Source organism: uncultured Selenomonas sp., from assembly GCF_963528755.1.
Taxonomy (GTDB): Bacteria; Bacillota; Negativicutes; order Selenomonadales; family Selenomonadaceae; genus Selenomonas.
In genome coordinates this window covers 30,111-55,096 of the sequence record NZ_CAURXA010000007.1, presented here as the reverse complement: position 1 = coordinate 55,096, position 24,986 = coordinate 30,111, and the positions used below count along the sequence as shown (strand labels likewise).

General features: G+C 57.3%; 24 protein-coding genes. 4 read left to right on the top strand and 20 right to left on the bottom strand.

Going from position 1 to position 24,986, the window contains the following annotated elements:
• Nucleotide 1 precedes the first annotated feature (1 nt).
• The 12 genes from RWS31_RS09330 to RWS31_RS09275 form a co-directional block, all read right to left on the bottom strand.
• On the bottom strand, nt 2-574 hold the full coding sequence (locus RWS31_RS09330) for a DUF3793 family protein (RefSeq protein ID WP_314597786.1): 573 nt from the start codon (nt 572-574) through the stop codon (nt 2-4).
• 169 nt (nt 575-743) lie between these two features.
• Nucleotides 744-1,175 (bottom strand): flavodoxin, encoded by a 432-nt coding sequence (locus tag RWS31_RS09325; RefSeq protein ID WP_314597785.1) that lies wholly within the window; start codon nt 1,173-1,175, stop codon nt 744-746.
• Nucleotides 1,176-1,404: 229 nt separating this feature from the next.
• Complete coding sequence (locus tag RWS31_RS09320) at nt 1,405-2,127, bottom strand: VWA domain-containing protein (RefSeq protein WP_399553750.1); 723 nt, start codon at nt 2,125-2,127, stop codon at nt 1,405-1,407.
• A gap of 153 nt (nt 2,128-2,280) precedes the next feature.
• Complete coding sequence (locus tag RWS31_RS09315) at nt 2,281-2,925, bottom strand: PepSY domain-containing protein (protein ID WP_314597781.1); 645 nt, start codon at nt 2,923-2,925, stop codon at nt 2,281-2,283.
• Nucleotides 2,926-3,097: 172 nt separating this feature from the next.
• Complete coding sequence (locus RWS31_RS09310) at nt 3,098-4,279, bottom strand: iron-containing alcohol dehydrogenase (RefSeq protein WP_314597780.1); 1,182 nt, start codon at nt 4,277-4,279, stop codon at nt 3,098-3,100.
• Between the two features lie 86 nt (nt 4,280-4,365).
• Nucleotides 4,366-5,367: a hypothetical protein gene (locus tag RWS31_RS09305; protein WP_314597779.1), complete on the bottom strand. Its 1,002-nt coding sequence runs from the start codon at nt 5,365-5,367 to the stop codon at nt 4,366-4,368.
• A 238-nt stretch (nt 5,368-5,605) separates the two neighbouring features.
• Nucleotides 5,606-7,597, bottom strand: a complete 1,992-nt coding sequence (locus RWS31_RS09300) for a TonB-dependent receptor domain-containing protein (protein WP_314597777.1) — start codon at nt 7,595-7,597, stop codon at nt 5,606-5,608.
• A gap of 101 nt (nt 7,598-7,698) precedes the next feature.
• The gene (locus RWS31_RS09295; RefSeq protein ID WP_314597775.1) at nt 7,699-8,649 is read right to left on the bottom strand and encodes an ABC transporter substrate-binding protein; all 951 of its coding nucleotides are present in this window, start codon (nt 8,647-8,649) and stop codon (nt 7,699-7,701) included.
• 333 nt (nt 8,650-8,982) lie between these two features.
• On the bottom strand, nt 8,983-9,729 hold the full coding sequence (locus RWS31_RS09290; protein WP_314597773.1) for an ABC transporter permease: 747 nt from the start codon (nt 9,727-9,729) through the stop codon (nt 8,983-8,985).
• Nucleotides 9,726-10,466: an ABC transporter ATP-binding protein gene (locus RWS31_RS09285; protein ID WP_314597772.1), complete on the bottom strand. Its 741-nt coding sequence runs from the start codon at nt 10,464-10,466 to the stop codon at nt 9,726-9,728. The genes RWS31_RS09290 and RWS31_RS09285 overlap by 4 nt, the downstream gene beginning before the upstream one ends.
• Nucleotides 10,463-11,272: an ABC transporter ATP-binding protein gene (locus tag RWS31_RS09280; RefSeq protein WP_314597771.1), complete on the bottom strand. Its 810-nt coding sequence runs from the start codon at nt 11,270-11,272 to the stop codon at nt 10,463-10,465. The genes RWS31_RS09285 and RWS31_RS09280 overlap by 4 nt, the downstream gene beginning before the upstream one ends.
• Nucleotides 11,273-11,276: 4 nt before the next feature.
• Nucleotides 11,277-12,302, bottom strand: coding sequence for an iron ABC transporter permease (locus RWS31_RS09275; protein ID WP_314597770.1), 1,026 nt, complete (start codon nt 12,300-12,302; stop codon nt 11,277-11,279).
• A 295-nt stretch (nt 12,303-12,597) separates the two neighbouring features.
• Between RWS31_RS09275 and RWS31_RS09270 the strand changes: the two genes are divergently transcribed.
• On the top strand, nt 12,598-12,705 hold the full coding sequence (locus tag RWS31_RS09270; RefSeq protein ID WP_265070561.1) for a nitrate reductase: 108 nt from the start codon (nt 12,598-12,600) through the stop codon (nt 12,703-12,705).
• Between the two features lie 163 nt (nt 12,706-12,868).
• Here RWS31_RS09270 and RWS31_RS09265 read toward each other — a convergent pair whose 3' ends face one another.
• The 4 genes from RWS31_RS09265 to RWS31_RS09250 form a co-directional block, all read right to left on the bottom strand.
• Nucleotides 12,869-14,155 (bottom strand): adenylosuccinate synthase, encoded by a 1,287-nt coding sequence (locus RWS31_RS09265; RefSeq protein WP_314597769.1) that lies wholly within the window; start codon nt 14,153-14,155, stop codon nt 12,869-12,871.
• A gap of 71 nt (nt 14,156-14,226) precedes the next feature.
• Nucleotides 14,227-15,519: an adenylosuccinate lyase gene (gene purB / locus RWS31_RS09260; protein WP_294176443.1), complete on the bottom strand. Its 1,293-nt coding sequence runs from the start codon at nt 15,517-15,519 to the stop codon at nt 14,227-14,229.
• A gap of 91 nt (nt 15,520-15,610) precedes the next feature.
• Complete coding sequence (locus tag RWS31_RS09255; RefSeq protein WP_314597767.1) at nt 15,611-16,078, bottom strand: CYTH domain-containing protein; 468 nt, start codon at nt 16,076-16,078, stop codon at nt 15,611-15,613.
• A 131-nt stretch (nt 16,079-16,209) separates the two neighbouring features.
• Entirely contained in the window at nt 16,210-17,763 is a 1,554-nt protein-coding gene (locus RWS31_RS09250) for a DASS family sodium-coupled anion symporter (RefSeq protein ID WP_314597765.1), read from the bottom strand.
• 473 nt (nt 17,764-18,236) lie between these two features.
• Between RWS31_RS09250 and RWS31_RS09245 the strand changes: the two genes are divergently transcribed.
• A complete protein-coding gene (locus RWS31_RS09245; protein ID WP_294176434.1) occupies nt 18,237-19,523 on the top strand; it encodes an LCP family protein in 1,287 nt (428 codons plus the stop codon).
• 93 nt (nt 19,524-19,616) lie between these two features.
• Here the strand turns inward: RWS31_RS09245 and RWS31_RS09240 are convergent, their stop codons facing one another.
• Entirely contained in the window at nt 19,617-20,453 is an 837-nt protein-coding gene (locus RWS31_RS09240) for an NlpC/P60 family protein (RefSeq protein WP_314597763.1), read from the bottom strand.
• A gap of 506 nt (nt 20,454-20,959) precedes the next feature.
• On the opposite strand from RWS31_RS09240, the gene RWS31_RS09235 reads away from it, so the two are divergent.
• Nucleotides 20,960-21,919, top strand: a complete 960-nt coding sequence (locus RWS31_RS09235) for a diguanylate cyclase domain-containing protein (protein ID WP_314597760.1) — start codon at nt 20,960-20,962, stop codon at nt 21,917-21,919.
• 57 nt (nt 21,920-21,976) lie between these two features.
• Here RWS31_RS09235 and RWS31_RS09230 read toward each other — a convergent pair whose 3' ends face one another.
• On the bottom strand, nt 21,977-22,408 hold the full coding sequence (locus RWS31_RS09230) for an AtzH-like domain-containing protein (protein ID WP_314597758.1): 432 nt from the start codon (nt 22,406-22,408) through the stop codon (nt 21,977-21,979).
• A gap of 316 nt (nt 22,409-22,724) precedes the next feature.
• Between RWS31_RS09230 and RWS31_RS09225 the strand changes: the two genes are divergently transcribed.
• Nucleotides 22,725-23,351, top strand: a complete 627-nt coding sequence (locus RWS31_RS09225; RefSeq protein WP_314597756.1) for a peptidase C39 — start codon at nt 22,725-22,727, stop codon at nt 23,349-23,351.
• Nucleotides 23,352-23,458: 107 nt separating this feature from the next.
• Here the strand turns inward: RWS31_RS09225 and RWS31_RS09220 are convergent, their stop codons facing one another.
• On the bottom strand, nt 23,459-23,959 hold the full coding sequence (locus RWS31_RS09220) for a polymer-forming cytoskeletal protein (protein ID WP_314597754.1): 501 nt from the start codon (nt 23,957-23,959) through the stop codon (nt 23,459-23,461).
• A gap of 14 nt (nt 23,960-23,973) precedes the next feature.
• On the bottom strand, nt 23,974-24,900 hold the full coding sequence (locus tag RWS31_RS09215; protein WP_314597752.1) for a peptidoglycan DD-metalloendopeptidase family protein: 927 nt from the start codon (nt 24,898-24,900) through the stop codon (nt 23,974-23,976).
• Between the last annotated feature and the right edge of the window lie 86 nt (nt 24,901-24,986).

The window sequence follows — 24,986 nt, the reverse complement described above, 5'->3', positions numbered from 1 at the left end:
ACTAGACCGCTTCCAAAAGCTCCGCCATCGGCGTGCCGCGCCCCAGACGCGCACAAAGGCGCTCCGTGCAGTCCGTGTATCGCTGGAAGAGAGCGCGCGTCTCCTCCTCGTTCGCGTAGACCTTCCAATAGCCCGCGCAAGCGAAGTCGCGTCCCTTGTTCTCGATGAAGCCCTCCACGTCCTCCGGCGGATAGCCGAGGAAGAGGCCGACCTCATGCGGGAAGCTCTTCTGGAGTTGGATGCGCATGGAAAGATACTCCAAATGCGCTTCGATCGCATCACCTGCACGGTAGCCGAATCGCGCCAAAAGCGCAAGCACCGCCGGCTGCTCCAAGATACGTTCGAGGAGCTTCCTGCGGTAGAAGAGCATGAGGACATACTCCTCACCCTCCGTCAAGCGGACGGGTGTGATGCCTTTGCACTCGAAGCATGTCGCATACGATTCAAGAAGCGCATCGAAATCCTCGAATCGGCTCTTCTGAAAAGAAACAAGGCTCGCAGGCTTGATTCCCGCGAACGTCGGCGCACAGTGGAAGCAGAGCATACGCTCGAAACCATCCTTACCCAAAATCATCACCTCCAGCAATGTATGTATAGAATAGCACATATGGTAATGATTTTCAATACATAAAATAAAACTTTTCCCAACAAATGAAAAAGGCGTCTCTGCACCATCCTTCTATGGTGCAGAGACGTCCATCTCCATGACTTTGTCCCGTCCAAAGAAACACGGACGGATAGGCTTAGAGCGACTTCGCCAGCGCTTCGCCAAGTTCCTCGCATGCCTTGAGCCCGTCATCATCGGGCGCATTCTCAACGACAAGGCCGTCACTTACGAGCTTCGCGCCCGCCGTGCGCACGCGTTCCGCCCACGATTCCATGAAGGCGCCGCCGCCCCAGCCATACGAGCCGAAGAGTCCGACCGGCACGCCCGAAAGCTTCGACTCCGCTTCAACGAAGAACGGCTCGACATAGTCCTCCTGCAGCTCCTCCGAACCCGTCGCTGGGCAGCCAAAAAGGAAACCGTCATAGCCCGCCAGATCGTCAACTTTGAAATCCTCGAAGCGCTTGAGCTCCGCGTCCGCGCCGCCCTTCTTCGCACCCTCAAGGACAGACTTCGCCATCTCTTCCGTATTACCGCTGCCGCTCCAATATACTACCGCAACTTTTTTCATGAAAAAACCTCCCATGTTCTCTTTGCTAAAAAATTTTATAAATAATCATTCTCATATAAGTATAGCATCTTTATCTGCTGTCGTCAACTTCTCCCAACCCTTTGGATTTCCGAGAGAAGCTTCCATATCTCTCATATACATATATGGTCAGAAAAAGAACAGCGTATCCAGCAAGACAAAAGATCCCGAAGCCATCGCGCGATGGCTTCGGGGCTTTTCTGCGAACGTCTCAGTCCTGCGTCTCGTCTTTTTCCACATGCTCTTTCCAGCTGTCGCTCTCGGCGCTCGGATCAGCTACGGCTTCCGCCACATAGGCGCTGACGGCGTCGAAGTTCCTGCGCACGCCCGATTTCGTGTTGCGATAAGTCACAGCGTTCTTCTTGTTTACGCCGATATTTGCCGCTTCCTTCTCCGCGTCGATGTTCGCGCCGAGGTAGATGAAATCCCAGCCCGCCTTCTCTTGCTTGTCGGAAATCATCTGTTTGACTTTCTCGCGCGTGAACTCCTCGCTGGCGTTCTCCAGGCCATCCGTGATAATGACGAAGACGACCTTCGTATCCTTGTTCTCGATGCCCTCCGTGCGTGCAACCTTGAGGATCGTCGAGCCTACGGCGTCCAAAAGCGCCGTCGTGCCGCCGACCTCGTACTCCTTGTCCGTCAGTGGCTTGATGCGCCGGATATCTTCACGGCTATAGATCGTATCGATCTTGTCGTTGAAGAGAACTGTCGTGACATTGACCTTTGCATCGAGCTTTTTCTCCTTCTCGATCATCGAATTGAAGCCGCCGATCGTATCCGACTCCAACCCCGACATCGAGCCGCTCTTGTCGAGCACCATCACGAGTTCCACGCGCGCAGGCTTCTCCTTGGCCGCCGCTTCGGCGGGTAGAGCAGATCCCAGGAATGCACAAAGTGCAAGCGTGAGAAAGGAAAGCGTCCATTTTTTCCACATGTTCAAGGCCTCCTCTTTTCCTATAGTCTTCACTACTTTCATTATAGCGTATTTTCCTTTGAGGCGATACTGCCCTATATAATAGACTGGTGAGAAATCCCCCGCTGCAGGCCGGTGCCTGCGGCGGGGGATTTCTACTGTCCGTGAATCGCGTCAATCGAAGTCGGTATCGCTCTTCAAGATCGTGCCGTCGGTGGCGCGCAGGTCATACTCGTACTCTTTAGCGCCGCTCTTCAGCTCGATGGAGTAGACAAGCTCGCTCCTCTTTGTGTGCAATTCCAACTCATAGCGATCAAGATCGTCCATGGAGAGACCTGCGTCTTCCAGTGCGATTCCCATCGCCTGTGCGTCGTCGATCACATTGTAGTCGCTGATGATGAGTTTCGTGCGCGTGTGCTTCCACGACTTTTCCCGCACGTCGATGATCTCACCCGTCTTGGCGTCGAAATCGATGTCCACGCCACCCGCGTTCGTCTCAAGCTCCACGCGGTAGGTCGGCATGTAGCCGCGCCCGTCGAATTTGATCTCATAGTTCGTGAGATCGCCCTCGTGAAGTCCCGACTCGGCAATCGCCTGAACCTTGATCGTGTCGTAGCTCACGAAGTCGGCCGTCGCTGCTTCAGCGACGGAAAGGAGCAGCGAATCGCTCCCCTTCGCTACGGGAGCAGCGACTGCAGCAGTCCGCAGTGCAGGTGCGTGAAGCGTTGTCTGCATCTCGAAAATCCCCACGCCGAGCGCGGCGAGCGCACCGACGGTCAGAGCGCCGGCTATGGGAGCCGCGATCCACCATTTTTTCATCTTTATCGTCTCCTCTCATCGTATCCATTCACTTTCGCTATTTCAACATGTTCAGTATACCATGCTGCGCTAAAAGGACGATAACAGACAGATAAACAAAAGATAAACTATTTGTATCGATTCGCTGCGTAAGCGTCGTGCAGCTTCTGCATGAAAATACCTGGCTGCAAGCTCAATGGTTCGCCGCCGTGTAGATCTTCAAGGCGAACGCACGGTCGACGGAGTGGAATGTGCCTACCGTCTTCGTGCCATTGGCCGTCACATTGTCGGCGAGTGCTTCCAAGGCGCCGTGCTCCAAGATGCCCGTCGGAAGTTCTCCGAGCGAGATCGGCAGCTTGAGCGAGCGGAAGAATTCCTCCGTCCTGCGGATGCCCGCACGCGCCCGCTCCTCGGCAGAGCCCGCATCGACGCTCCAGACCTTCTCGGCAAAGCGCGCGAAACGCTCAGGGCGATCTTCGTAGACGGCACGCGCCCACGCGCCCCAGAGAGCCGTCAGGGACTCGCCGTGGTTCGTGTCGTAGCGTGCCGACAGCGCATGACCGAGCTTGTGCACGGAGAAATCCTTGTCGCGGCCGAGTCCCGTAAGTCCGCAGTGCGAGATCGTGCCGCACCACATGATCTCGCTCATCGCCTCGTAATTTTTGTGATGTGCGAGGACGATGGGCGCATACTTCGCGACACTCTGCAAGAGCGCTTCGGCGAGGAGATCGGTGAATTCGTTGCCTTCCGTATGCGTCATGTAGCGCTCAAGCGTGTGCATGACGATGTCGGCGATGCCCGCCGCAAGCTGCGGCGAGGATAGGGAAAAGGCCAGCTCGGGGTTCAAAATGGCGAAGGCGGGGCGGTTGAAGGGCGACGGCAGTCCCGCCTTCTCGCCCGTCTCTTCGTTCGTCAGCACGGAGGAATCGCTCGTTTCGCTGCCCGCCGCAGGAAGCGTCAAAATGACGCCAACAGGCAGGCTCTTTTTGAGCTCTTTCTTACCCGACCAGAAATCCCAGATGTCGGTATCAGGATTTGCCGTGCCATGCGCGATGGCCTTCGCCGTGTCGATGACGCTGCCGCCGCCGACGGCGAGAAGGAAATCCGCCTCGAAGTCCATCGCTTCGCGCACGGCCTCACGCGCAAACGAAAGGCGCGGATTCGGCCGCACGCCGCCCCGGACGGAGAAGGCAAGACCCGCCGCCGTGATGACGCGTTCGACGCGCGCGAGCAGCCCGCTCTTGATGACACTGCCGCCGCCGTAAACGATGAAGACGCGATGTGCGCCGTACTTTCGAAGAAGCTCCGCCGTGCGCTCTTCGACGCCGCGGCCAAATACGATCTCTGTCGGACAATGAAAAGAAAACTCCTGCATGTTCGTACCTCCCCATCTTCAATGCTGCAAAATTCCTGCACGGTGCAGGCGGTCAGAGATAAAAGCTGCACGCCTCTGACCTCGAATCAGATCCAGCTCGGCTCTCGGCGCGAGGGAGAGATGGGCGGCGTGAGGAACTCCGGGCGGTCGCTGTCTTCATCGCTCCAATCATCCCAGCCATCCCAGTCGCTCCAATCGCCCCAGTCATCCCAAGGCGTTCGGTCATCGGGCGAGCCGAGAGCGCCTGAATCGCCCGGACTGCTCTGGCCCATGCCGATGCCGTCCGCGGCCTTCTTTTTCGCCCGCCAGGTCTTGTCCTGCCAGCCGCCCTTCAACCGGAGCAGAAAAGGCTCCGCCTCGCTCTTGCTGTTTGAGACGATATAATCCGGGATGCCGTTCGCATCATAGACGTCCCGCTTGCCACGCAGATACAGGACGCAGACGAGCTGCGCCTTCTTGAGATCCGTCTCGCCCGACGGCAGATAGCAAAAGGCGATATCGCGCCAAGCGCCCTGTTCGCCAAAGCGCGCCACGTCGTAGATCTGCGCGATTTCGAGGAACAGCTCCGCCGCATCCGCGAGCTGCTTTTCATCCGTCAGGAAAACGGTATCGACATCGCCTTGGTAGCCGAGATGCACCGCCTTCTCCTCGGGCGTGATGAAGCGCAGGCCGCGCTTTTTCGCGCACTCCTGCACCTTGTCGTTGAGCCGGTCGAGGCAGCGCTCTGGGTAGTCGGTATAGTAGGAGCGTCCGCCCGGCAGGAGGATGAAGGGGATCGACGCATTGATGGGCGCAACCTTCGCATGCGCGGTGAACGTGAAGTCGCGCTCCTTGTCACGGAAGGCGTAGTCGACCCGCTTCCACGGCTTCTCCTGCGTGACCGTCTCGCCCAGATATTCAAGCTCGACGGGAAAATCGTACTCCGCCTCAATTTTTTCGCGCACCTCGTAGGCGGAATAAGGCTCGCTGTTCTCATCACAGCCGCCCGTGAAGAAATAATATATGCCGTAGACTCCCAAGCCCACAAAGAGGAAAAACGCCGCAAAGCCGATCGCAATCGCCAGCTGCGCGTCCTTTGGCACATTCATAGGCTTCCTCCTCTCCATCGTTTGTGAATTGTTGTCTCCATTATACGTTTTCTTATGGTGCAGCGTCAATATACGGCTTGTCCGCTGCAGGCACCTGTTGCTGTACGCAGGGCGGCAAACCGCAGCTTACATATAAGCAACAAATATAGCATACGCTGGGCGGCAAAGACGATGAACGGCAACCCGATATGCAAAAAGCCCCTAAGCTGCAAGCTTAGGGACTTTTCACTTTGCCGTCTCAGAATGTCATATTCACGCCGCCGCGCCAAATCCTGCCATCGTAGGCGAGAGCATCGCTCTCTTTGTCGAAGATGTTGTCAACGCCGAGGTAGGCGCTGAAATGATCGTTGATCTTCTTGCTGACGACGAAGTTCAGGATGCTCAGGGAAGCGTCCTTGGAAATCGTCCTTGCCATCCTACCGCTGCCGACCTGCTCCTTGTAACGGTATCCCACTGTCCAATCGTTCCAAAGCGTCGCGTTCCAACCATGCTTCTGATCTTCGTAGCTGAGCTGCAGGCTCGCCTTGTGATAGGGACGATAATCCAGACGCTTGCCATCGCCATCACGTGCATCAAGGTAGGTGTAGAGACCGCGCACGGAGAAGCCATTGCCGAGCGCTTGCCTTGCTTCCAGTTCGATTCCTTGTAAAATCGCCTCTTTTACATTTTGATATTTTATGTGCATAAATCCAATCGGAGGCGGTCCCGGATGGATGAGCGTATAGTGATCGAAGGTGCCGTTGATCAAATCACGGACTTTGTTATGGAAATAGGTGATCTTACCGAAGGATTTGTCCTTTTCCAGTTCAAATCCCAAATCAAAATTCAACGCTGTTTCTGGTTTAAGGTTGGGATTGCCATGCAACCAAGGTTTATTAGTTCTGCCGCCTGGCATACCTGGCCAATCCAAGTAAAGTTCGCTCGCTGTCGGTGCGCGGTACGCCGTACCGATGTTCGCCTTGAAGCGCAGATCTTTATTGATCTTATATGTGGTACCGAGTTTTCCCGTCACTTTGCTGCCGAAGGAACTGCTGTAATCCCAGCGTATGGACGGAATGAGCAGCCAGTCAGGGCTTGCGAGCCACTCGTCCTGTACATAAAGCGCGGCGTATCGCACGGAGTTTTTGCCAAACGGGCTTATGATACCTTGACGTGATATGGAACCGCTGCCCGTCAAGCGCGTACTATCGTAGTCCTCTTTGCGATATTCACCGCCAAAGGTCAGCAAGTGATTGTTCGTCAGCTGCAAGGAGCGTCTGCCATCGAAAATCAAGGATTTGAAGGTCATATCATCAAAGCCGAGAAAGTTGCTGTTCGCTCTGTCCCGCCGTTCTTGATCCTTATGAAAGCGGGTGTAGTAAACTTGCGCCTCATAGTCGCCGCGCTTGTCGCGCCCCGCGTACTTGACGCCTGTCGCTACGCGCATCTGGTCATAGTCTGCACCTTGGTTATCCATCTCTCTGGCGTAGAGGTCTTCTTTCATGTAATCGAAGAAGACATCCAGCCACTTGTCCTTTGCCACGTCCATGCGGCCTTCAATGTTGAAAAAGTACCTCTTGCCAAACTGATTGCTTGTGGCATTGGTGCCACGTTCGCGATAATCCGAGAGCTTGAAGCTCGTCGAGAGATTCCATTTGCCTTGCTTTCCCGTGTCGTAGCGAATGCCGCCATCTGCGCGGCGCGTCGTCCAATCTGCCGTGACGGTGGTCTTCTGCTCGTCCGCTTTCTTGCGGATGATATTGATGACGCCGCCGATGGCTTCCGAGCCGTAGAGTGAGCTCGCCGCGCCACGTACGATCTCGATGCGTTCGACATCGTCTATATTGATACGATCAAACTCATAGGCGTTCATCGTGGACGATGTATCTTCTGATCGCACACGCCGCCCGTCGATGAGGATTAATGTTTGATTTGTCTGTGCGCCGCGAATGGAAACTTGATTTCCCACCATACCCGTCTCCGTTGTATCGAGGCCGATGGCGAGCTGCAGCGCCTGTCGCACGGATTCTGCGCCCATCTTGTCGATGTCCTCGCGCGTGATGACTTCGACGGAGCTCGGCGTTTCCTTGACTTCCTGCTTCGTCCTCGATGCCGTGACGACGACTTCATCCGTCTTGATGTGCGTCGTTTCCTCCTGCTTCTTCTCCGCCGCCTGCACGGGGACGCTCATAGCGGCGAGGATGGCTGCTGTCAGCAGCAGGCTTTTCTTCTTCGTAATTCTCTTCAGCATTACTCCATCTCCTTATCCTTGTATTTCTATGAGACATATAGATACAAAGGTCGCAAGGGGTGAAAAATATCTCTACCCTGGCAAGCCCAGAAAAACCTTCCTTATTTCGACTGTGGATACATGATGTCAGCGAGTACCTCAAGTGCATCCGCCGCACGCACGCCTGGATTGATGGCGAAGAGTTCGTAGGGCAGTACATAGACGCGCCCGTTCTTCACGGCATCGACGTCCGCCCATGCTTCGCTCTCCTGCAAGTCACGGCGCATCTTCGGCTCAAGCGTTTCCGTTGGGCCGTGCACGATGGCGAAGATGATCGAGGGGTTTTCGCGTGCGACGAACTCCATGGAAAGCGGCAAATAGCCGCCGTCGCCTTCAGCGTGGTCGGCGATGTTGCCGCCGCCGAGCAGCTCGATGAGTCCGCCCGTGAAGCATTTCTTCGTGCCCATGTTGAAGCTCTCGGGCGAGCCGAAGACGAGCAGGCTCTTGGGCGGTGTGCGCCCTGCGGCGCGTTTTTCAACCGTCGCGAGCTTGTCCTTGATCGTCTGTACTTCTTTGGCAGCCGCTTTCTCATCTCCCGTGAGCTTGCCATAGAAGGTCAGCGCATCGAAGAGCGAGGGCACATCGTCGAGTGCCTGAATGTAAATGGGAATGCCCGCATTGCCGAGCGTCTCTTCGAGATCAGTGTGGAAGGGAACGTTCGTGCCAATAACGAGATCGGGCTGCAGGGAGAGGATCTTCTCGATGTCGGGCTGGTGGATGATGCCGACTTCCTCGGCCTGCGCCGTCTTCTCCTTGACCGTCTCCGACAATGCCTGCGAGGTCGGCTTGCCAACGACGAAGTCTGCGCCGCCCGCTGCGACGAAGAGATCGAGGTTCGAAGCGTTTAATATGACGACGCGCTTCGGGTGGGCGGGCATGGTGACTTCGCGCCCCATGCTGTCCTTCGCCGTCAAATCCTTGGGCTGCGGCGCTTCCTGCGCACGCGGCAGGAAGATGAAGACGACAGCCGCCGCGAGGCACAGGAGCGCGATGATGATACCAAACTTTCGCATAGAAACCTCCTTGATGTAGAATCGTAGAAATCAACTCGAGAAAGCAAGAATAAAGCCAGCGTTTCCCAAGGAATCACTGATAAATTCAGCCACCCATCTTCACGCATCTGCGCTGTCCTCTCGTCGTCGACAAATCCTCGACGTAGCACCGCTACGCCTCCGGTTTACACTGAAACCCCAAGAGGTCAAGCCGAAGGCGCAAATCGATTGGCTGGTTTCAGGTAAGGGCGGCGCACAATGTCCACAAAGTGGACGTTTGTGCGTGTAGCTTATCTCCTCGATAGATACAGCGCATCTGCGCAAATCTGGGCGACTTCATTTTATCAGCGGTTCCTAAAATTCCTGATACCGTTTCATGCGCCAGACGCCCCAACCGAAGGCAAGCGCCGTCAAAATCGCAAGCACGACGAACGACGAGAGCGCACCGCCGTCCCAGCCGTCTGCCTGCAGCAGCGCATTCGTATGGGCAAGCGGCAGCAAGGAAACGAGCCTCTGTACGATCTCGGGCAAATTGGCGATGGGGAAGAACGAGCCACAGAAAAACGTCATCGGCGTGATGAAGAAGTTGATGATGACGGAAAACTGCTCCTGCCCGCGAATGGAAAGGCCTACAGCGACGCCGAACGCCGCAAAGCAGAACGCCGTGAGCACGAGTCCCACGAAGCCCGGCACGGCGAGCAGCCGAATGTCGAAGAAGAGCCAGGCAGCAAGGAAGACCGCCGCCCCTGCGAGGATCGCTCGCACGGCGCCCGCAAGTGCGATACCGAAGACGATCGAGGCATCGCTCACGGGACTCATGCGCAGCACCGAGAACGTGCGAAAGTAGAAGCGTGCGGCGCTGACCGAGATCGCCGTCTGCTGGAAGCCGTTCATCATGACGGTGATGGCGAGCATCCCTTTGGCGAGGTAGGCGATGTAGCCGCCCGTGACTTCGACGGCGCTGCCGAGTCCCCAGCCGAAGGCGAGCAGGTAGATCATCGGAAAGAGCAGCCCCGAGAACAGGTAGCCCAAGCCGCCGATACGATGGACGAGCATCGCCATCTCGCGCCGAAATACTGGCCAGAAATCAAGCGCAGTCACGAACACTCCTCCTCATGTGAGAGGCGCAGGAACGCCTGCTCAAGATCTTTTGCATCGCCTGCCGCCGCGCGTATGCCCTCTGCCGTATCGAGGGCGCGCAGTCTGCCCGCGCGCAGGAAGGCGATGCGCCCGCAGAGTCTCTCCGCCTCTTCCATGTAGTGTGTCGTGAGGAGCAGCGTCTTTCCTGCATCGCGCAGCTTGCGTATGAGCGCCCAGACCTCGTGCCTGAGATCGGGATCGAGTCCCGCACTCGGCTCATCGAGGAGCAGAACGCCGGGATCGGTCATCGCCGCACGCGCGATGACGGCGCGCCGCTTCATGCCGCCCGAGATCTCTTCAGGACGCTTATCAAGAAAGTCCGAGAGGTGATACCGTTCAGCTGTCTGATGAACCATTTCTTTGGCATCGTTGATACCATAGAGCCGTGCGTAAGCGAGCAGGCTCTCTCCTATGGTCAGCTCGCTCTCCAGCGTATTCTCCTGCGGCACGAGTCCGATGAGACGGCGAAAGCGCACGCTGCGCTTCGCCGCATCCTCGCCGCATACATGAATCGTGCCAGCATCGGGCCTTGCCAGTCCAGCGACGAGGCGGATGAGCGTCGTCTTTCCCGCGCCGTTCGGCCCCAGAAGCCCCATGACCGTGCCGCTTTCCACGTCGAGCGTCACGTCTTCGAGGATTTTTTTCCCTTTGCGGCTGCATGAGACGTTCGCGATGACGACTGCCGTATCCTTGCTCATACGGCTTTCGCTCCATCGGCAACGCGCTCGGGCAGACAGAGCTTCGTGCACCTGCCCGCAATCGTCACGTCGCGAACGACGCTCTCGACGCCGTAGAGCTCACGCACGAGGTCTTCGGTGAAGACCGCCTCGGGCGCACCGTCGGCGAGCACTCGCCCATCGTGGATGGCGATGATGTGGTGGCTGTAGCGCACGGCTTGATTGAGATCGTGCAGCACCATGACGACAGTCAGCCCCAAGGACGCATGGAGTTTTTCCACAAGCTCCATGAGCGCCAGTTGGTGACGAATGTCGAGATATGTCGTCGGCTCGTCGAGAAGCAGCACTTCGGGCTGTTGCGCGAGCGCCATGGCGAGCCGCGCACGCTGGCGCTCGCCACCCGAGAGCGCGAGAATCGGTCGCTGAGCGAACTTCTCCATTCCCGTTCGCGCCAGGGCCTCGCGACACGCCTCGCCGTCCTCCTTGGAAAAGGAATCCCAGAACTTTCGATGCGGCAGGCGTCCCATGCGCACAAGCTCCATGACCGTGATGTCGCCGGGCGGCTCAGCGCTCTGCGGCAGGAATGCGACCTTCTGTGCGACCTCGCGCTCCGTCTTTCGCCACAGATCCTCGCCCATGAACTCGACGCGCCCCGCACGCGGCTCCAAAAGGCGGGCGAGCGCCTTCAGAAGCGTCGACTTGCCCGAGCCGTTCGGCCCGATGATCGCGGCGATTTCCGCACGGCGTATGGAGGCCGTGACTTCATGGACGATCTCCGCCTTGCCGTAGCCGAGCGAAAGGCCGCATGCCTTCAAGATTTCTGCCATCGTCTCACTCCCTTCGAAGCCCCTTCTTGAGCAGATAGAGGAAGAACGGCGCACCCAAAAACGACATAAAGACGCCGATGGGGATCTCGACGGGGGCAAACGCCATGCGTGCCGCCGCATCGGCGCCTGCTACAAGAACAGCACCCCAGATGGCGGCGGCGGGCAGCAGGTAGTCGAAATCCGATCCTGTAAGAAGCCGCACCATGTGCGGCACGACGAGCCCGACGAAGCCGAGCATGCCCGCCGCGCTCACGGCAGAGGCGGCGAGCAGGGCGGCGAGCACGAGCAGCACGAGCCGCGCACGCGCCACATGGACGCCAAGGCTTCGCGCCGTCTCCTCGCCGAGCTGCAGGGCGTTGAGCCAGCGGCTGCCGAGGAGCGTGCCCGCGATGCCGACGAGCGTGTAGGGCAGAACCATTTCCACATGGCTCCAGCTGCGCCCCGCGAAGCCGCCCGCCATCCAGTTCACCGTGCCCTGCACGCGGTCGGAGTAGAAGACCATCAGAGCCGTCATCGCCCCGCCGAAGAACGCCGCGATGGCGACGCCCGCGAGCACCATGCGCATCGGATGCACGCCGTTGTCCCACGACAGCGCAAAGACGAGCGCGACGGCGATCATCGCGCCGACGAAAGCGCCGAGCGGCACGAACTTGACCTCTGCGGGGAAGAGGATCATGATGCACATGGCGGTCAGTCCCGCGCCCGCCGACACGCCGATGATGCCGGGATCGGCGAGCGGATTCTTCAATATGCCCTGCAGGATGCAGCCGGCGAGCGCGAGGTTCACGCCCGTCAAAGCGCCCGTGATGATGCGCGGCAGGCGGATGTGGTAGAGGATGCGATAATCCTCGGGCGTGCCGTTTCCCATGAGTGTCGGCACGATGGCCTCGGGCGCGATGTGCACCGCACCCGCCGAAGCGCTGACGATGAGCGCGGCGACGAGTGCGACAAGACCGAGGGCGATGGCGATTCGCCTCTTTTTTGCCCGCGGATGCACTTCTGCCGGAAGGATTTTTTCCAATACTTCCATTAATTCACCTCATTTATATATATTATTATTCTCATTAGTAGAAGAAAAGAAAAGGAAGTCGTAACACGAACTTCCTATAGTTATTTTCATATTTAATAACATTTTGCATTTACGTTGGTATCTTATCATGAAAATATCAGGAGGTCAAGCGAAATTGCAATCCGCTCAGAAACTAGCTGCGCCCCCTTCTCTGCATCGAATTCCCTATCTGCGAGACTATGGTGTGACGCAGGGAAGTATGCTATACTTGATGCGTTGCCGCCCCTAGACATGGCAATGGAAAGGGGGTGTACTGGTGACTCTAACCGCGTTTCTTCTCTCCATCATGGCTGGCGTGATCGCCAATCGCATCAGCAAATGGCTCGATGAGAGAGCGCATGACGGCGACGAGCCTAGGGATTAAGCCCACCTGCAATAAGGGAATAGAAAAGCCCCCAAGACCGCAACTTGGGGGCTTTTCGTGTACTGGTTGTGACTCTAATCACGTTTGCCGACCTTAGTATAGCATATTCAACTGTTCATGTGCAAGGTAAACTTCCAGGACATATGTTCAGCCCTTCTTTGCATCAGAAAATATCGTTCGCACAGATGATTGTCTGATCGCGGTTCGGGCCGACGGAGACGATGCCGATGGCGACACCTGTGACGGCGGAGAGGCGTTCGAGGTATCTCCTTGCCTTTTCGGGCAGCTTCTCGTAGTCACGGCAACCCGAGATGTCTTCCTTCCAACCTTCGAATGTCTCGTAGACAGGCTCGACCCGCGCGAGGACGTTGAGGCTCGCGGGGATCTCGTTCAGCGGCTTGCCGTCGAGCTTGTAACCCGTGCACATCTTGATCTCGTCAAAGCCGTCGAGGATGTCAAGGCGCGTGATCGCCATGTAGTCGAGACCCGAGAGCTGACCCGCATAGCGCACGACGCAGGCATCGAGCCAGCCCGTGCGGCGCGGCCTGCCCGTAACGGTGCCAAACTCATGGCCGGCTTCACGGATCTTGTTGCCGATGTCGTTGATCTGCTCGGTCGGGAAGGGGCCTTCGCCGACGCGCGTGCAGTATGCCTTGACGACGCCGACGACCTTGTCGACGCGCCTGGGCGCGACGCCCGCGCCGACACCTACGCCGCCTGATACTGGGTGCGAGGCCGTGACGTAAGGGTATGTGCCGTAGTCGATGTCGAGCATCGTCGCCTGCGCACCCTCGAAGAGCACCTTCTTGCCAGCGTCAAGTTCCTCGTTCAAGAGAGCGATGGTATCGCAGATGTAGGGTTTCAGGAGATCTGCATAAGCTTCGTATTCTTCGAGGATATGCTCGTAGGAGAGCGGCGCATGACCGTAGATCTTTTCCAGTTCCTCGTTCTTGATCGCGAGGTTTTCCTTCAGGCGCTTCTTAAACTCCTCCGGCTCGATGAGATCGCAGACGCGGATGCCGATGCGGTTCATCTTGTCCATCGTGCACGGGCCGATGCCGCGCTTTGTCGTGCCGATCTTCCCCTCGCCGCGCGCTTCCTCGGCGAGACCATCCATGATGCGGTGATACGGCAGGACGAGGTGCGCGCGGTTCGAGATGCGGATGCCCGACGTGTCGATGCCGCGTTTCTGCATCTCGTTCATCTCTTCGAGCGCGACTTCGGGATCGAAGATGACGCCGTTGCCGACGACGTTCGTCTTGCCGTGGTAAAGGATGCCCGAGGGCAGGAGACGCAGCTTGAACTCCTCGCCCTTGACGCTGACGGTGTGTCCGGCATTGCTGCCGCCCTGATAGCGCACGACCGTATCGGCCTTCTCTGCGAGGTAGTCGACGATCTTTCCCTTGCCCTCATCGCCCCATTGCGTGCCTGTAACTACTACTGCTGACATAGCGATTCTCCTTCTCTATACGAGGTTTCAGCTTCCGATGTGTGCGCTGAAGCCGTAAAAACGCCTTCGGCTCAGAGTCCGAAGCGCTCGAAGATCTTGTCGATGTGGCGCAGGAAGTATTGATAATCGAAGCAGTTGTCGATTTCTTCCTTCGTCAGATACTTCAAGATGTCCTCGTCCTTCTCGACATTCGTGCGGAAGTCTTCGCCTTCCATCCAACGCTTCATGGCATTCCGCTGCACCCACTTGTAGGCATCTTCACGGAGAACGCCCTTGTCGACGATGGCGAGCATGAGGCGCTGGCTGTAGATGAGACCGCCCGTCTTTTCCATATCGGCGAGCATGGCCTCGGGATAGACGAGCAGCTTGTCGATGATGTTCGTGAACTTCTTCGTGCAGTAGTCGACGTTGATCGTGCTGTCGGGCAGGATGACGCGCTCGACGGACGAATGCGAGATGTCGCGCTCATGCCAGAGCGTGATGTCTTCGAGCGCCGCGACTGCATTGCCGCGCACGAGACGCGCCATGCCCGAGATGCGCTCGCAGGTGATGGGATTGCGCTTGTGCGGCATGGCGGACGAACCCTTCTGGCCGGGAGCGAAGTATTCCTCCGCCTCGCGGATGTCCGTGCGCTGCAGGTTGCGGACTTCCGTCGCGAACTTTTCGAGCGAGCTTGCGACGATGGCAAGCGTCGTCATGTACTCGGCATGACGATCGCGCTGAATGACCTGCGTCGCGAGGCGCACGGGCGTGATGCCGAGCTTCTTGCATGTGATCTCCTCGATGCGCGGGTCGATGTTTGAATAGGTGCCGACGGCGCCCGAGAGCTTGCCGACGGCGACGATCTTCTTCGCGTGCTCGACGCGTTCGATGTCGCGCTCGACCTCGGCGCTCCACAGAAGCAGCTTCAAGCCGAAGGTCATCGGCTCTGCGTGGATGCCGTGCGTCCTGCCGATGCACGGCGTGTGCTTGAACTCGACGGCGCGGCGGCGCAATACTTCGAGGAGCTTCTTAAGATCATCGATGATGATGTCGGCAGACTTCTTCATCATGATGCCAAGTGCCGTGTCCTTGACATCGCTCGACGTCAGTCCCTTGTGGATGTATTTCGAGTCCTCGCCGACGTATTCCGCGACGTTCGTGAGGAAAGCGATGATGTCGTGGTTCGTGACCTTTTCGATCTCCTTGACGCGCGGCAGGTCGAACTTCGCCTTGGCGCGGATGTTCGCGGCGGCTTCCTGCGGGATCTCCCCAAGCTCCGCCATGGCCTCGCAGGCTGCGATCTCGACTTCGAGCATGGTCTCAAACTCATGCTGCAGCGTCCAGATATTGCCCATTTCAGGATTCGTATAGCGTTCTATCATGGATGCGATTCCTCCTGTCATAGAAAGCGTGCTGAACCTTTGCAGCACGCCGATTCTCCTTGCCTATCATAGCATTTTAATCGCTTCACTGTCAATTCCGCCAGCGCGAGAAAGGCAGGCGCATGAGGCTTGCGTTTAGGTAGCGGCTGTCGTCGGAGACCTCTTCGCCGAGCCAGGTCGGATGCTCGAACATCTCGTCCGCCGCAGAAAGCTCGATCTCGGCTACGACGAGGCCTTCATTCTCTCCCCTAAAGCAGTCGATTTCCCATGTATGCGCACCGCATCGCTCCAGATAGCGGCGCTTTTCAATCCATGGACGCTCGCAGAGGGCGAGCATGGCGCGTGCGTCCGCCGTTGGGATCTCGTACTCGAATTCCAGTCGTTCGACACCCTTCGTCGGCCCCTTGACGGTCAGATAGGCGCGGTCTCCCGCCAGGCGCACGCGCACGGCGCGCTTCTTATCCGCTGCGAGGTAGCCCTGCGCGATCTCGATTCCTTCGCCCTTCGGCTGCCAAAGCTCCCTATGGACGAGGAACTTGCGCTCGATTTCTTTTGCCATATTGCCTCCCAACTCAAAGGAAAGAGCCGCTGCAGGAAGTCTCTCGGACTCGTGCAGCGGCTCTTTTTGCATTACATCAGGCTGAACTTATGTCCAACCACAGGCTTGCTGCAAGCGGCAAAGTCCCGCCTTCAGCGCGCACCAACGATGAACTCGACGAGGTAGAGCACGATCGGGATCGTCACGCAGAAGATGCCGATGAAGTCGATGTAGACGCCCGTCTTGATCATCTTCGTGATGGGCACATAGCCCGACGCGTAGACGATGGCGTTCGGCGGCGTCGACACCGGCAGCATGAAGCCGAGCGACGAGGAGAGCGCGATGCCGACCGCGACGGGAATCGGGCTGAAGCCCGCCGCCAGGGCGGCCGTGACACCCAAGGGACCGATCATGTTCGTCGCCGCCGTGTGCGACGAAAGCTCCGACAGGAGAAGCGCCATGACGGAGAAGATCGCGACCATCATGAAGAGCGACGGCTCGCCGCCCATCCAGCCGACGATGCAATCGCCGACCCACGTCGAAAGACCCGTCTTGTACATCATGCCACCCATCGCGAGACCGCCGCCGAAGAGGATCAGCGTGCCCCACTCGATGCCGGCGGCTGCGTCCTTCCAGTTCAGCGTGAACTCGCGCTCCTTCCAGTTGACGGGCAGGAAGAAGAGCAGGAGAGCACCCGCCATCGCGGCAATCGCCTCGGGGAAGAGCTTGCTGTACATCTTGAGAATCGGCGAATCGGGGCCGAGGGCAATGTTCAGGATGCCCGGCGTGACCCAGAGGATGACGGCGACGCAGAAGCCGACGAGCGTATTTTTCTGCGCACGCGTCCAGCCGCCGAGAGCGCGGCGCTTCTCGGCGATGAATGCCTCTGCACCGTCGATGCGCTTGACGTCGGCGGGGAACATGTTGACGAGAATCAGGTATGCGATGATGAAGTAGACGACCATGGCGACGAAGCCCCAGATCATCCATTCAAAGAAGGAGATGTGGATGCCGGCCATCTGGTCGAGGAAGCCGAGCATGATGATGTTCGGGGGCGTACCGATCGGGGTCAGGACGCCGCCGATGGAGCACGCATAAGCCGTCATGAGCATGAGACCCGTGGCGTACTTGTATTCGTGCAGCTCGATCGTCTTGCCGTTCGCAGCGAACATCTCCTTGATCGCTTCCAGAAGGCCGAGCGCGATCGGGAACATCATGGCCGCCGTCGCCGTGTTGCTGACCCAGCCCGAGCACAGTGCGCAGGCGAGACCGACGGCGAGGAAGATGCGCCTGGGGTTCGATCCGACCCAGGACATCGACAGGAGCGCGAAGGCGAATTTTCGGTCGAGTCCGTGCATCATCATGCCCTTGGCAATGATGAAGCCGCCCATGAAGAGGAAGATCATGGGGTTCGCGAATGCCGCATAGGCGTCCTTCGCCCCCACGACACCGCAGATGACGGCGAGCGTCGGCCCGAGGAGCGACGTCACCGGGATGGGGATCGGTTCTGTGATCCACCAAAGAGCGATCAGCGTCATGATCGCCAGGAGCTTGTGCGCCGGAAGCGGCAAGTCGGGAATCGGCGTGATCATGACGAGAATGGCGCAGATCGGCCCGCAGATCATGCCGAAGGTACGCCTTTTCCGGTCAAACGCCAGTTCGGCCTCGTGAATCTTGTCGCTTTGGCTTTTTGTTTCCGTACTCATTTACTAACACCTCCATTGCTGTTTGGGAAGCACTGATAAGATGTACTGGATTTATCAGCGCTTCCTTTCGAAGAACGGCATGGAGCACCCGTTCCATAACCAAAGGCTATTGACGCATAGCACTCTGGAATCGTCACGCTTTTATGATAATATAAATTAGATGATTTTACAATAGGAAAGAGCGACTTCGAGAGGAAATAATAACCAAAAAAATCCTCTGCTTCACGTTCACATGCTCATGCGCGGGTGTCGCCCCTCCTTTTTCGTGAAATCCTCCTAATTCCGCCCAAAATGGAAAAATATCATTTGCGTAAAGAAACAAGACCTTTTATAATAGGAGAAACACCTTGCAGGCGAGGAATCGCCCCATGCGTGCCGCGTTCCTTTTGCTCGGCGCCTGTACGGACGTCCGCTTTGTAAAAAGCGGACGCCGCCTTGCTGGAACTTGATATGAAAAATGCTGAAAAGAAGGTATGATCTTGCAGAAAAATTCTCCGCCTCCTGCCGTGCCGAAAAAGAAGCGGCGCATCTGGCCTTATGTCGCCGTCGTATTCCTCTTTTTTGCCGCCGCTGCGGCGGGTGCGCTCTTCGCTTCGACGAGCCTCCTGGACAAGGAGAAGCCAAAAGCGGACGAGGAGCATCTCCTGACCGCAAAGGACAAGTCGACCATCATGATCATGGGCGTCGACCAGAGAGAAGACGACGTCGGCCGCTCCGACACCTTGATGGTCACGATGATCGATCCGAAGAAGAACAAGGCAGCGCTCCTTTCCGTGCCGCGCGACACGCGCGTGAAGATCAAGGGGCATGGCTACGACAAGATCAACGCCGCTTACGCCTACGGCGGACATAAGCTCAGCGAGAGCACGGTCGAAGACCTCTTGGGCGTGCGCATCGACCACTACATCATCATCAACACGCACTCCTTCCAACGCATCATCGATGCCTTGGGCGGCATCGACATCAACGTGGAGAAGCGCATGTACTACGAAGATCCGTGGGACGACGACGGCGGCCTCCTCATCGACCTCAAGCCCGGCATGCAGCACATGGACGGCAAGACGGCTGTGACCTATGTGCGCTACCGCGACGAGGAGGGCGACATCGGGCGCATCGAGCGCCAGCAGAAGTTCATGAAAGCGGTCATGGAAAAGCTCACGTCACCCGCCATCATCACGCGCCTGCCCTCCGTCATCAAGGAGGTCATGGATTCCATCGAAACCGACCTCTCCTTCCGCCAAATGCTTGAGTTCGCGGGCACTCTGAAGGAGGCGCAGAAGAATGGCCTCAAGACCGACATGGTGCCAGGGCGTCCGCTCTACATCTCGGGGATCAGCTATTGGATTCCCGACATCATGAAGCTTCGCCAGACGGTCGCCAACACACTCGACATCGATGTCAACGCCTCGATGCGCGCCGCCATGGAACGTGAGAGCCACGAGTACGAAAGCTCGATCCCCGCGGGCGCAACCGAAGTGCCTGCAAGCGACACCTCCATCGGCCGTCCCAAGCGCGAAAGTTCGGGCAGAAGCGAAAGCTCCTCGAAGAGTTCGACAAGCCGCGAGGACGCGGACGAGAAGGAGTCGAAGAAGGGCGGCAGGGATCGCTCGTCGTCCGCTTCGTCAACAGAGAAGAAAGGCGCGGCACAGGACGCAGACGATTCGCGCACGCGTACGGAGGCGAAGTCTTCGGGCGCATCGCCCGCGGCGACGCCCTCTGCTGCACCCACCCCCGGTGCCGAGACGCAGAAAACGCAATGATGCTCCCCATACGAAAGGGGCTGTCGCACAAATCATGTGCAACAGCCCCTTTTTCGTGCGCAAAAACGCTTTTATTGAACTGCGCGATTCCCCTCACCGTACAATATGCTTGCCGCCGTAATAATGCGTATTCCAGTAGTCGCCTGAAAGTTCGTCGATGCGCACGCCCTTGCTCGTCGATGCGTGGATGAACTTGCCGCCGCCGAGGTAGATGCCGCAGTGCGACGCGCCCTTTTCGTAGGTCTCGAAAAAGACGAGGTCACCCTCTTCAAGCTCCGCCGTCTTCGCACTTTTCCCGAGCTTGAACTGCTCATCCGCCGTGCGCGGCAGCGTCATGCCGTTCTCCTTGAAGACGTACTGCAGATAGCCCGAGCAGTCGAACGCCTTCGGTGTTGTACCACCGAATTTGTACGGCGTGCCGATGTACTTCTTCGCCGTCGCTATGACGGCCGCCACCTTGGCCCGCTGCAGGAACGGAGCGCTCTCGGGCGCTTTTTTTATGCGCGGTTCGAGCGCGGGGACATTCTCTTTGCCCGGCGTTTCCGCCGCTGTATTGTCGGCAGGTTTCGCACCAGGAAAGGCGATAGAGCCGCCCTGCGCGGGCTTTGCGGCGGGCGGCGCAGGGGCGGGTGAGGCATCTCGTGCAGGCTGCTTCTGCAGGCGGCTCCATGTCTCACGATCGACGACGCCCGTTTCCTTGAGGCTCTGGGCGCGTTGGAACGCAAGAACCGCGCTCTTCGTGCGGCTGCCGAAGATGCCGTCCGGTTCATCGCTGAGATAGCCCGTGCGCTTCAGTTCCTTTTGCAGTTTGAAGACGTCGTGCCCATGGGAGTTTTCCGAGAGGATCGGCGCGGCCAAGGCCGTGCCCGCCGACAAGAATACGGCAAGTCCAAAAGCAAGAAAGACTTTGCGCAAACGACGTAGACGCATACCATCCCATCCTTTCCACGCAGCGACAATCGCCTAAAATATGTCCGTTACGTCTTTTCATATCTGTGCTTTCAAGTATACTGTAAAACTCCGAGAAGTCAAGCCTGAAGGGTATCGGTCGAATGAAAGTCCTTTGTCCTTAAAGGAAAGAATTCTATAAGATTTACAAAACGTGTGGCACGTGTTCCAGCGTCTCTGTCCCAGGCTTGACGGATACGCAGGCGAGTGTTACGATTCACAATGAGAAGTCTTGGACGCATGGCAGTATTTCAAGGAATCGGAGATGAAATAGCTCTATCTGATCGATGCTGTAAATTCCCATAGAAAAGCCGGAGAAGAATTTTCTTTGAAAAAATCTTTTTTTGTTCTATAATGGAAGAAAGGCTGTTTCACAGCGGTAGGGATTTATACTCGTCTCAAACTGCAGCGGCCGGATAGGAGTTTTACCGATGAAAAGCACCGACATGAGAAGAAAGCGCTCGCTGAAAGTCAGCGGAGCGCACCCTATGGAAACTTTGGACATTCCTCAGCCGATGCCGCAAGAAGCGAGGAAAGATACAAAGGAACGGGAGGAAGCGTGCAGAGAGGCGATACTGCGTGTCTTCTTGGAAACGACAAACATGATCGCTTACCGCTACGAAGTAGCGAAAGACGAAACGACGCTCTGGCAGGCCGCTCCTGGAGAAGAGATGAAAGAAGCGCACAGGGCGAATTTCTACGACTATTTTACCAATGAAGTGCTCGCCGATGCCGACCAGAGCGAGGAAGTGCTCGCACGCTTGACAGACGCCTGCCGGAGGATTCGCGACGATGTCGTCGAGTATCGGGTCAAGACGAAAGACGGCAGTCCGCTTTGGCGCCGTACCTCGTATCACAGCTTAGCGACAGAGGACGGACAAGTCTATGCAGTCGTCGGGCTCATGGAGGACCTACACGATACTACACATATGATGGAACGCCAGGAAGCGCAGCTGAAACGCGATCCGCAGACGAGACTCTTTGACCGCGAGGGGCTGGCGCTTCTCATCAATCATCAGCTCATGAATCTCTTGCGCGGCGAAAAGGGCGTGCTCTTCATCGTTGGTATCGACGACTACGAGAAGCTTTGTGAAGCGTTGGGCGAGTCGGCATGCAACGGCTACATCGGCACGCTCTCAGACTCCGTTCGTGCAGATTTCCGAGGCGTCGATATCTTCGGGCGCGTCAAAAGAGATGAGATCGCCGTCTTCATCTCGGGCCGCATCTCCATCGATATCATTGAAAAGCGTGCGCAGCGCATTCTCGATCTCTTTCTGCGCGTACAGCCGCAGGATCATACGCCGGTATCATTCAGTATGGGCATATCGGTCACAGGATCGCCTACAGAGACGTTTGATCATATGGTCAGTGAGGCAGAAGAGGCTATGCTGTCAGCGCGCAGGTTCGGGCCAAACCGCTGCCGCATGTACGACGAAATCAAGGGATGAGGTTTATTCTTGACATGAAAAAAGAGGGGCTTCCCAGCGGAAGCCCCTCTTTTTCTGTCAGATCTGCTGGCGTTCGTTTGTGATCGGCATGCCCGAGATATGAGCGTGCAGGATCTTCCAGCCTTCCTGCGAGGTGCGGCGGTACGTCTGGCTCGTGCGTCCCTTATGCTCGATCTCCGTGCCATCGGAGCGCAGCTTGCCGTGAAAGTCCCATGTGTACATGGCAATCGCCGTATCGCGGTAGACTTCGATCTCGAGGTCGCGGAACTCGAAGTGACGCTCCGTGTAGAGCTTCTGCAGGCGATCAATGTAGAAGTGCTGCCGGATGTTCTCCCAGCCGATGTCATCCCCGCGCGGGTGCATCATGGACGTCTTCGGTCCTGATTGCCAGATGCTGTCTGCAAGCGCCGTGTTTGCATCATTCAGCGTCTTTTTGTAGAGATCGACGAACTGCTCTACGATCGCGGCGTCTCCTTCACGAACTGTCATGGACGATTCCTCCTTTGGATGGGGAGAGTGACCGTATGGAGTAAGAACCCCGTTCGGGGCAAAGGGTCACACTTCCCGCTGTTGAAATTTTCCACAATCATCTGTTTTTATTTTACCATGAAAATCCAAGAGGTCAAGTCCGAAGGGCGCAGACTGATTGGCTAAGCTTCGGTAAGATATGTTATACTAGCATTGACGTGTCTAGCCCTCTATAGACTTTAGCGCAGAAGAATCATTCCCATGGTCATCATCCAGGTTGCTGATGAAGAGCCATTGCCCGAATGCGCCACATGAAGGAAAGGGAAAATCTCATACAATGAAAACACCGCTTCACTATCAAATTTCCGAATACGACTGCGGACCAACATCCATGCTCAACGCCATGAGCTTCCTCTTCTCGCGAGAGGAACTGCCGCCCGAGATCCTGCGCAATACGATGCTCTACTGCCTCGACTGTTACGGAAAGGAAGGGCATCCGGGCAAGAGCGGCACCTCGTGCATGGCGATGATGTTCTTGTCGAACTGGCTCGACAGTTTCGGCAAGGCAGGTCTGCTCCCTGTATCGAGCTGCTATCTCCGCGGTGAAGAAGTATTCATCGGCGAAGGCAGTCGACTCAACGACACACTGTGTCGCAAAGGCGTCGCCGTCGTGCGCCTGTGGTTTGAGGTCGAACACTATGTACTCATGACGGGCATCGAGGATGAGGAAATCCTGCTCTTCGATCCCTATTATCAGGAAGAGCCATTCAAGGGTGCAGAGTCTTCTGTGCGCATAGATCTGAAGCATCCCCTATGGTACAACCGCCGCGTCCCTTTCTCCTTCTTCAACCGTGAGACGCAGGAGCTGTACGCACTCGGGGAGAAAGATACGCGCGAAGCCGTACTGCTCTTCAACAATACGACGAAGCTCACGGCAGAAAAATCCATCGAATACTTCATCTGAACGACTGTCCGACCGCATCAAAAAAAGCCGCTGTATGTCCGAAAGGTTCATGCAGCGGCTTTCTTTACGCTAAGTTCTGAGAAGCCATGTCATAAGGGCGCAGGTTTTCATTTTTTCTCCGCCTTCGTCGGTGGTTTTAGCTGCGCCGCCATCTTCGACGGCGATTTCGCCGAAGCGTCTGCGGAAGACACCCGTTCCTGCAGCGGTTTTGCCGCGGGCTGCGGGTGCACTTTCAGCTCGATGCCGGCGCGCGGATTCATCTCGCTGCGCCCCTTGAAGATGCCGCCGTCCTCGATCTGGAAAGCGTTGACCTTGACATCGCCGATGAGCTGCCCTGCGCTGTGGATCGTCAGTCCCTCTTCCGTCTGCGCGTTGCCATGCACCGTGCCCGATACATCAAGTGAGCGCGCAGAGACGTTGCCCGTGACCATGCCCGTCTCCCCGACGATCACGGAGCCGGAGAGTTTCAGCTCGCCCTCGATCTCTCCGTCGATGCGCAGATTCCCTGTGCCGCTGACCTCGCCATGAATCTTCGTGTTCTTGCCGATGATCGTTTCTATATCGCCTGAGGCGGAACTGTCATCGCGCCTTTTCATCACACCAAACATAGACTCCCCACTTCCTATAGATAGCTTGCCGGATTCACCGTCTCGCCATTGACATGGATCTCATAGTGGACATGCGGCCCCGTCGAAAAGCCCGTGCTGCCCATATAGGCGATCACATCACCGCGCTTCACATGCTGTCCCTCGTGCACTACGACTTCGGACGCATGACCGTAGCGCGTGAGGATGCCGTTGCCGTGGTCAATATCGACCATGTTGCCGTAGCCGCCTCCATTCCAGCCAGCCGTCGTCACGACGCCGTCTGCCGTCGCCACGATGGGCGTCCCCATATCGTTGGCGATGTCGATGCCTGGATGAAAGTCCGTACCGTTCCAACGCCAGCCGAAGGGTGACGATATATCGCCCGATGTCGGCCAGCCCGAAGGGACATTGCCCGGCACGCTCGTTCGTGCCATCTTATCCTTTTCGGCCGCTCGCTCCGCCGCTTCTCGCTGCTGCTTCTCATATCTCGCTTCAAGCTTCGCGAGGCTTTCGCGCCTCTCAGGCAAACCGCGCGACACCGCATCGAGTGCACGTCGCACCTGCGAGACTTCCGCTGGCACAGCTGGCCCACCTTGCCCCGTATGCTTGGCAGACTCGTCCGCCGCCCCCTCATCGAGCAGACGGCGCAGCGTCTTCTCGCGTTCTGTGAGCTTTTCCATCTCGCTCTGCAGATTTTGCGCCTCCTTGGCAAGCTCCTTCAGCTCCGCCTGGCGGCCCGTCTCAGCAGGCGTCTCCGCCTTCGCGTCCGACACGCTGCTCCAAAGGCTGTACGATACATAGCCGAATCCCGCCAGCAAAACCACACCAAGAGCTGCCAGAGCGCACGCCAGAAGCTTCAGCCTCCGAACCGAGAAGCTGTAGCTTCGCACTGTCTCACCCTGGTGCGGGATGACCTTCAGCGTATACTCACGCTTGTCCGGCTTCTTTCCTTTCGTATTCAAGCCATGATCCCCCAACAATTTTGAAGAATAATACTACTTTTACTATGAAGCCCCAAGAGGTCAAGCCAAAGGCGCAGACCGATTGG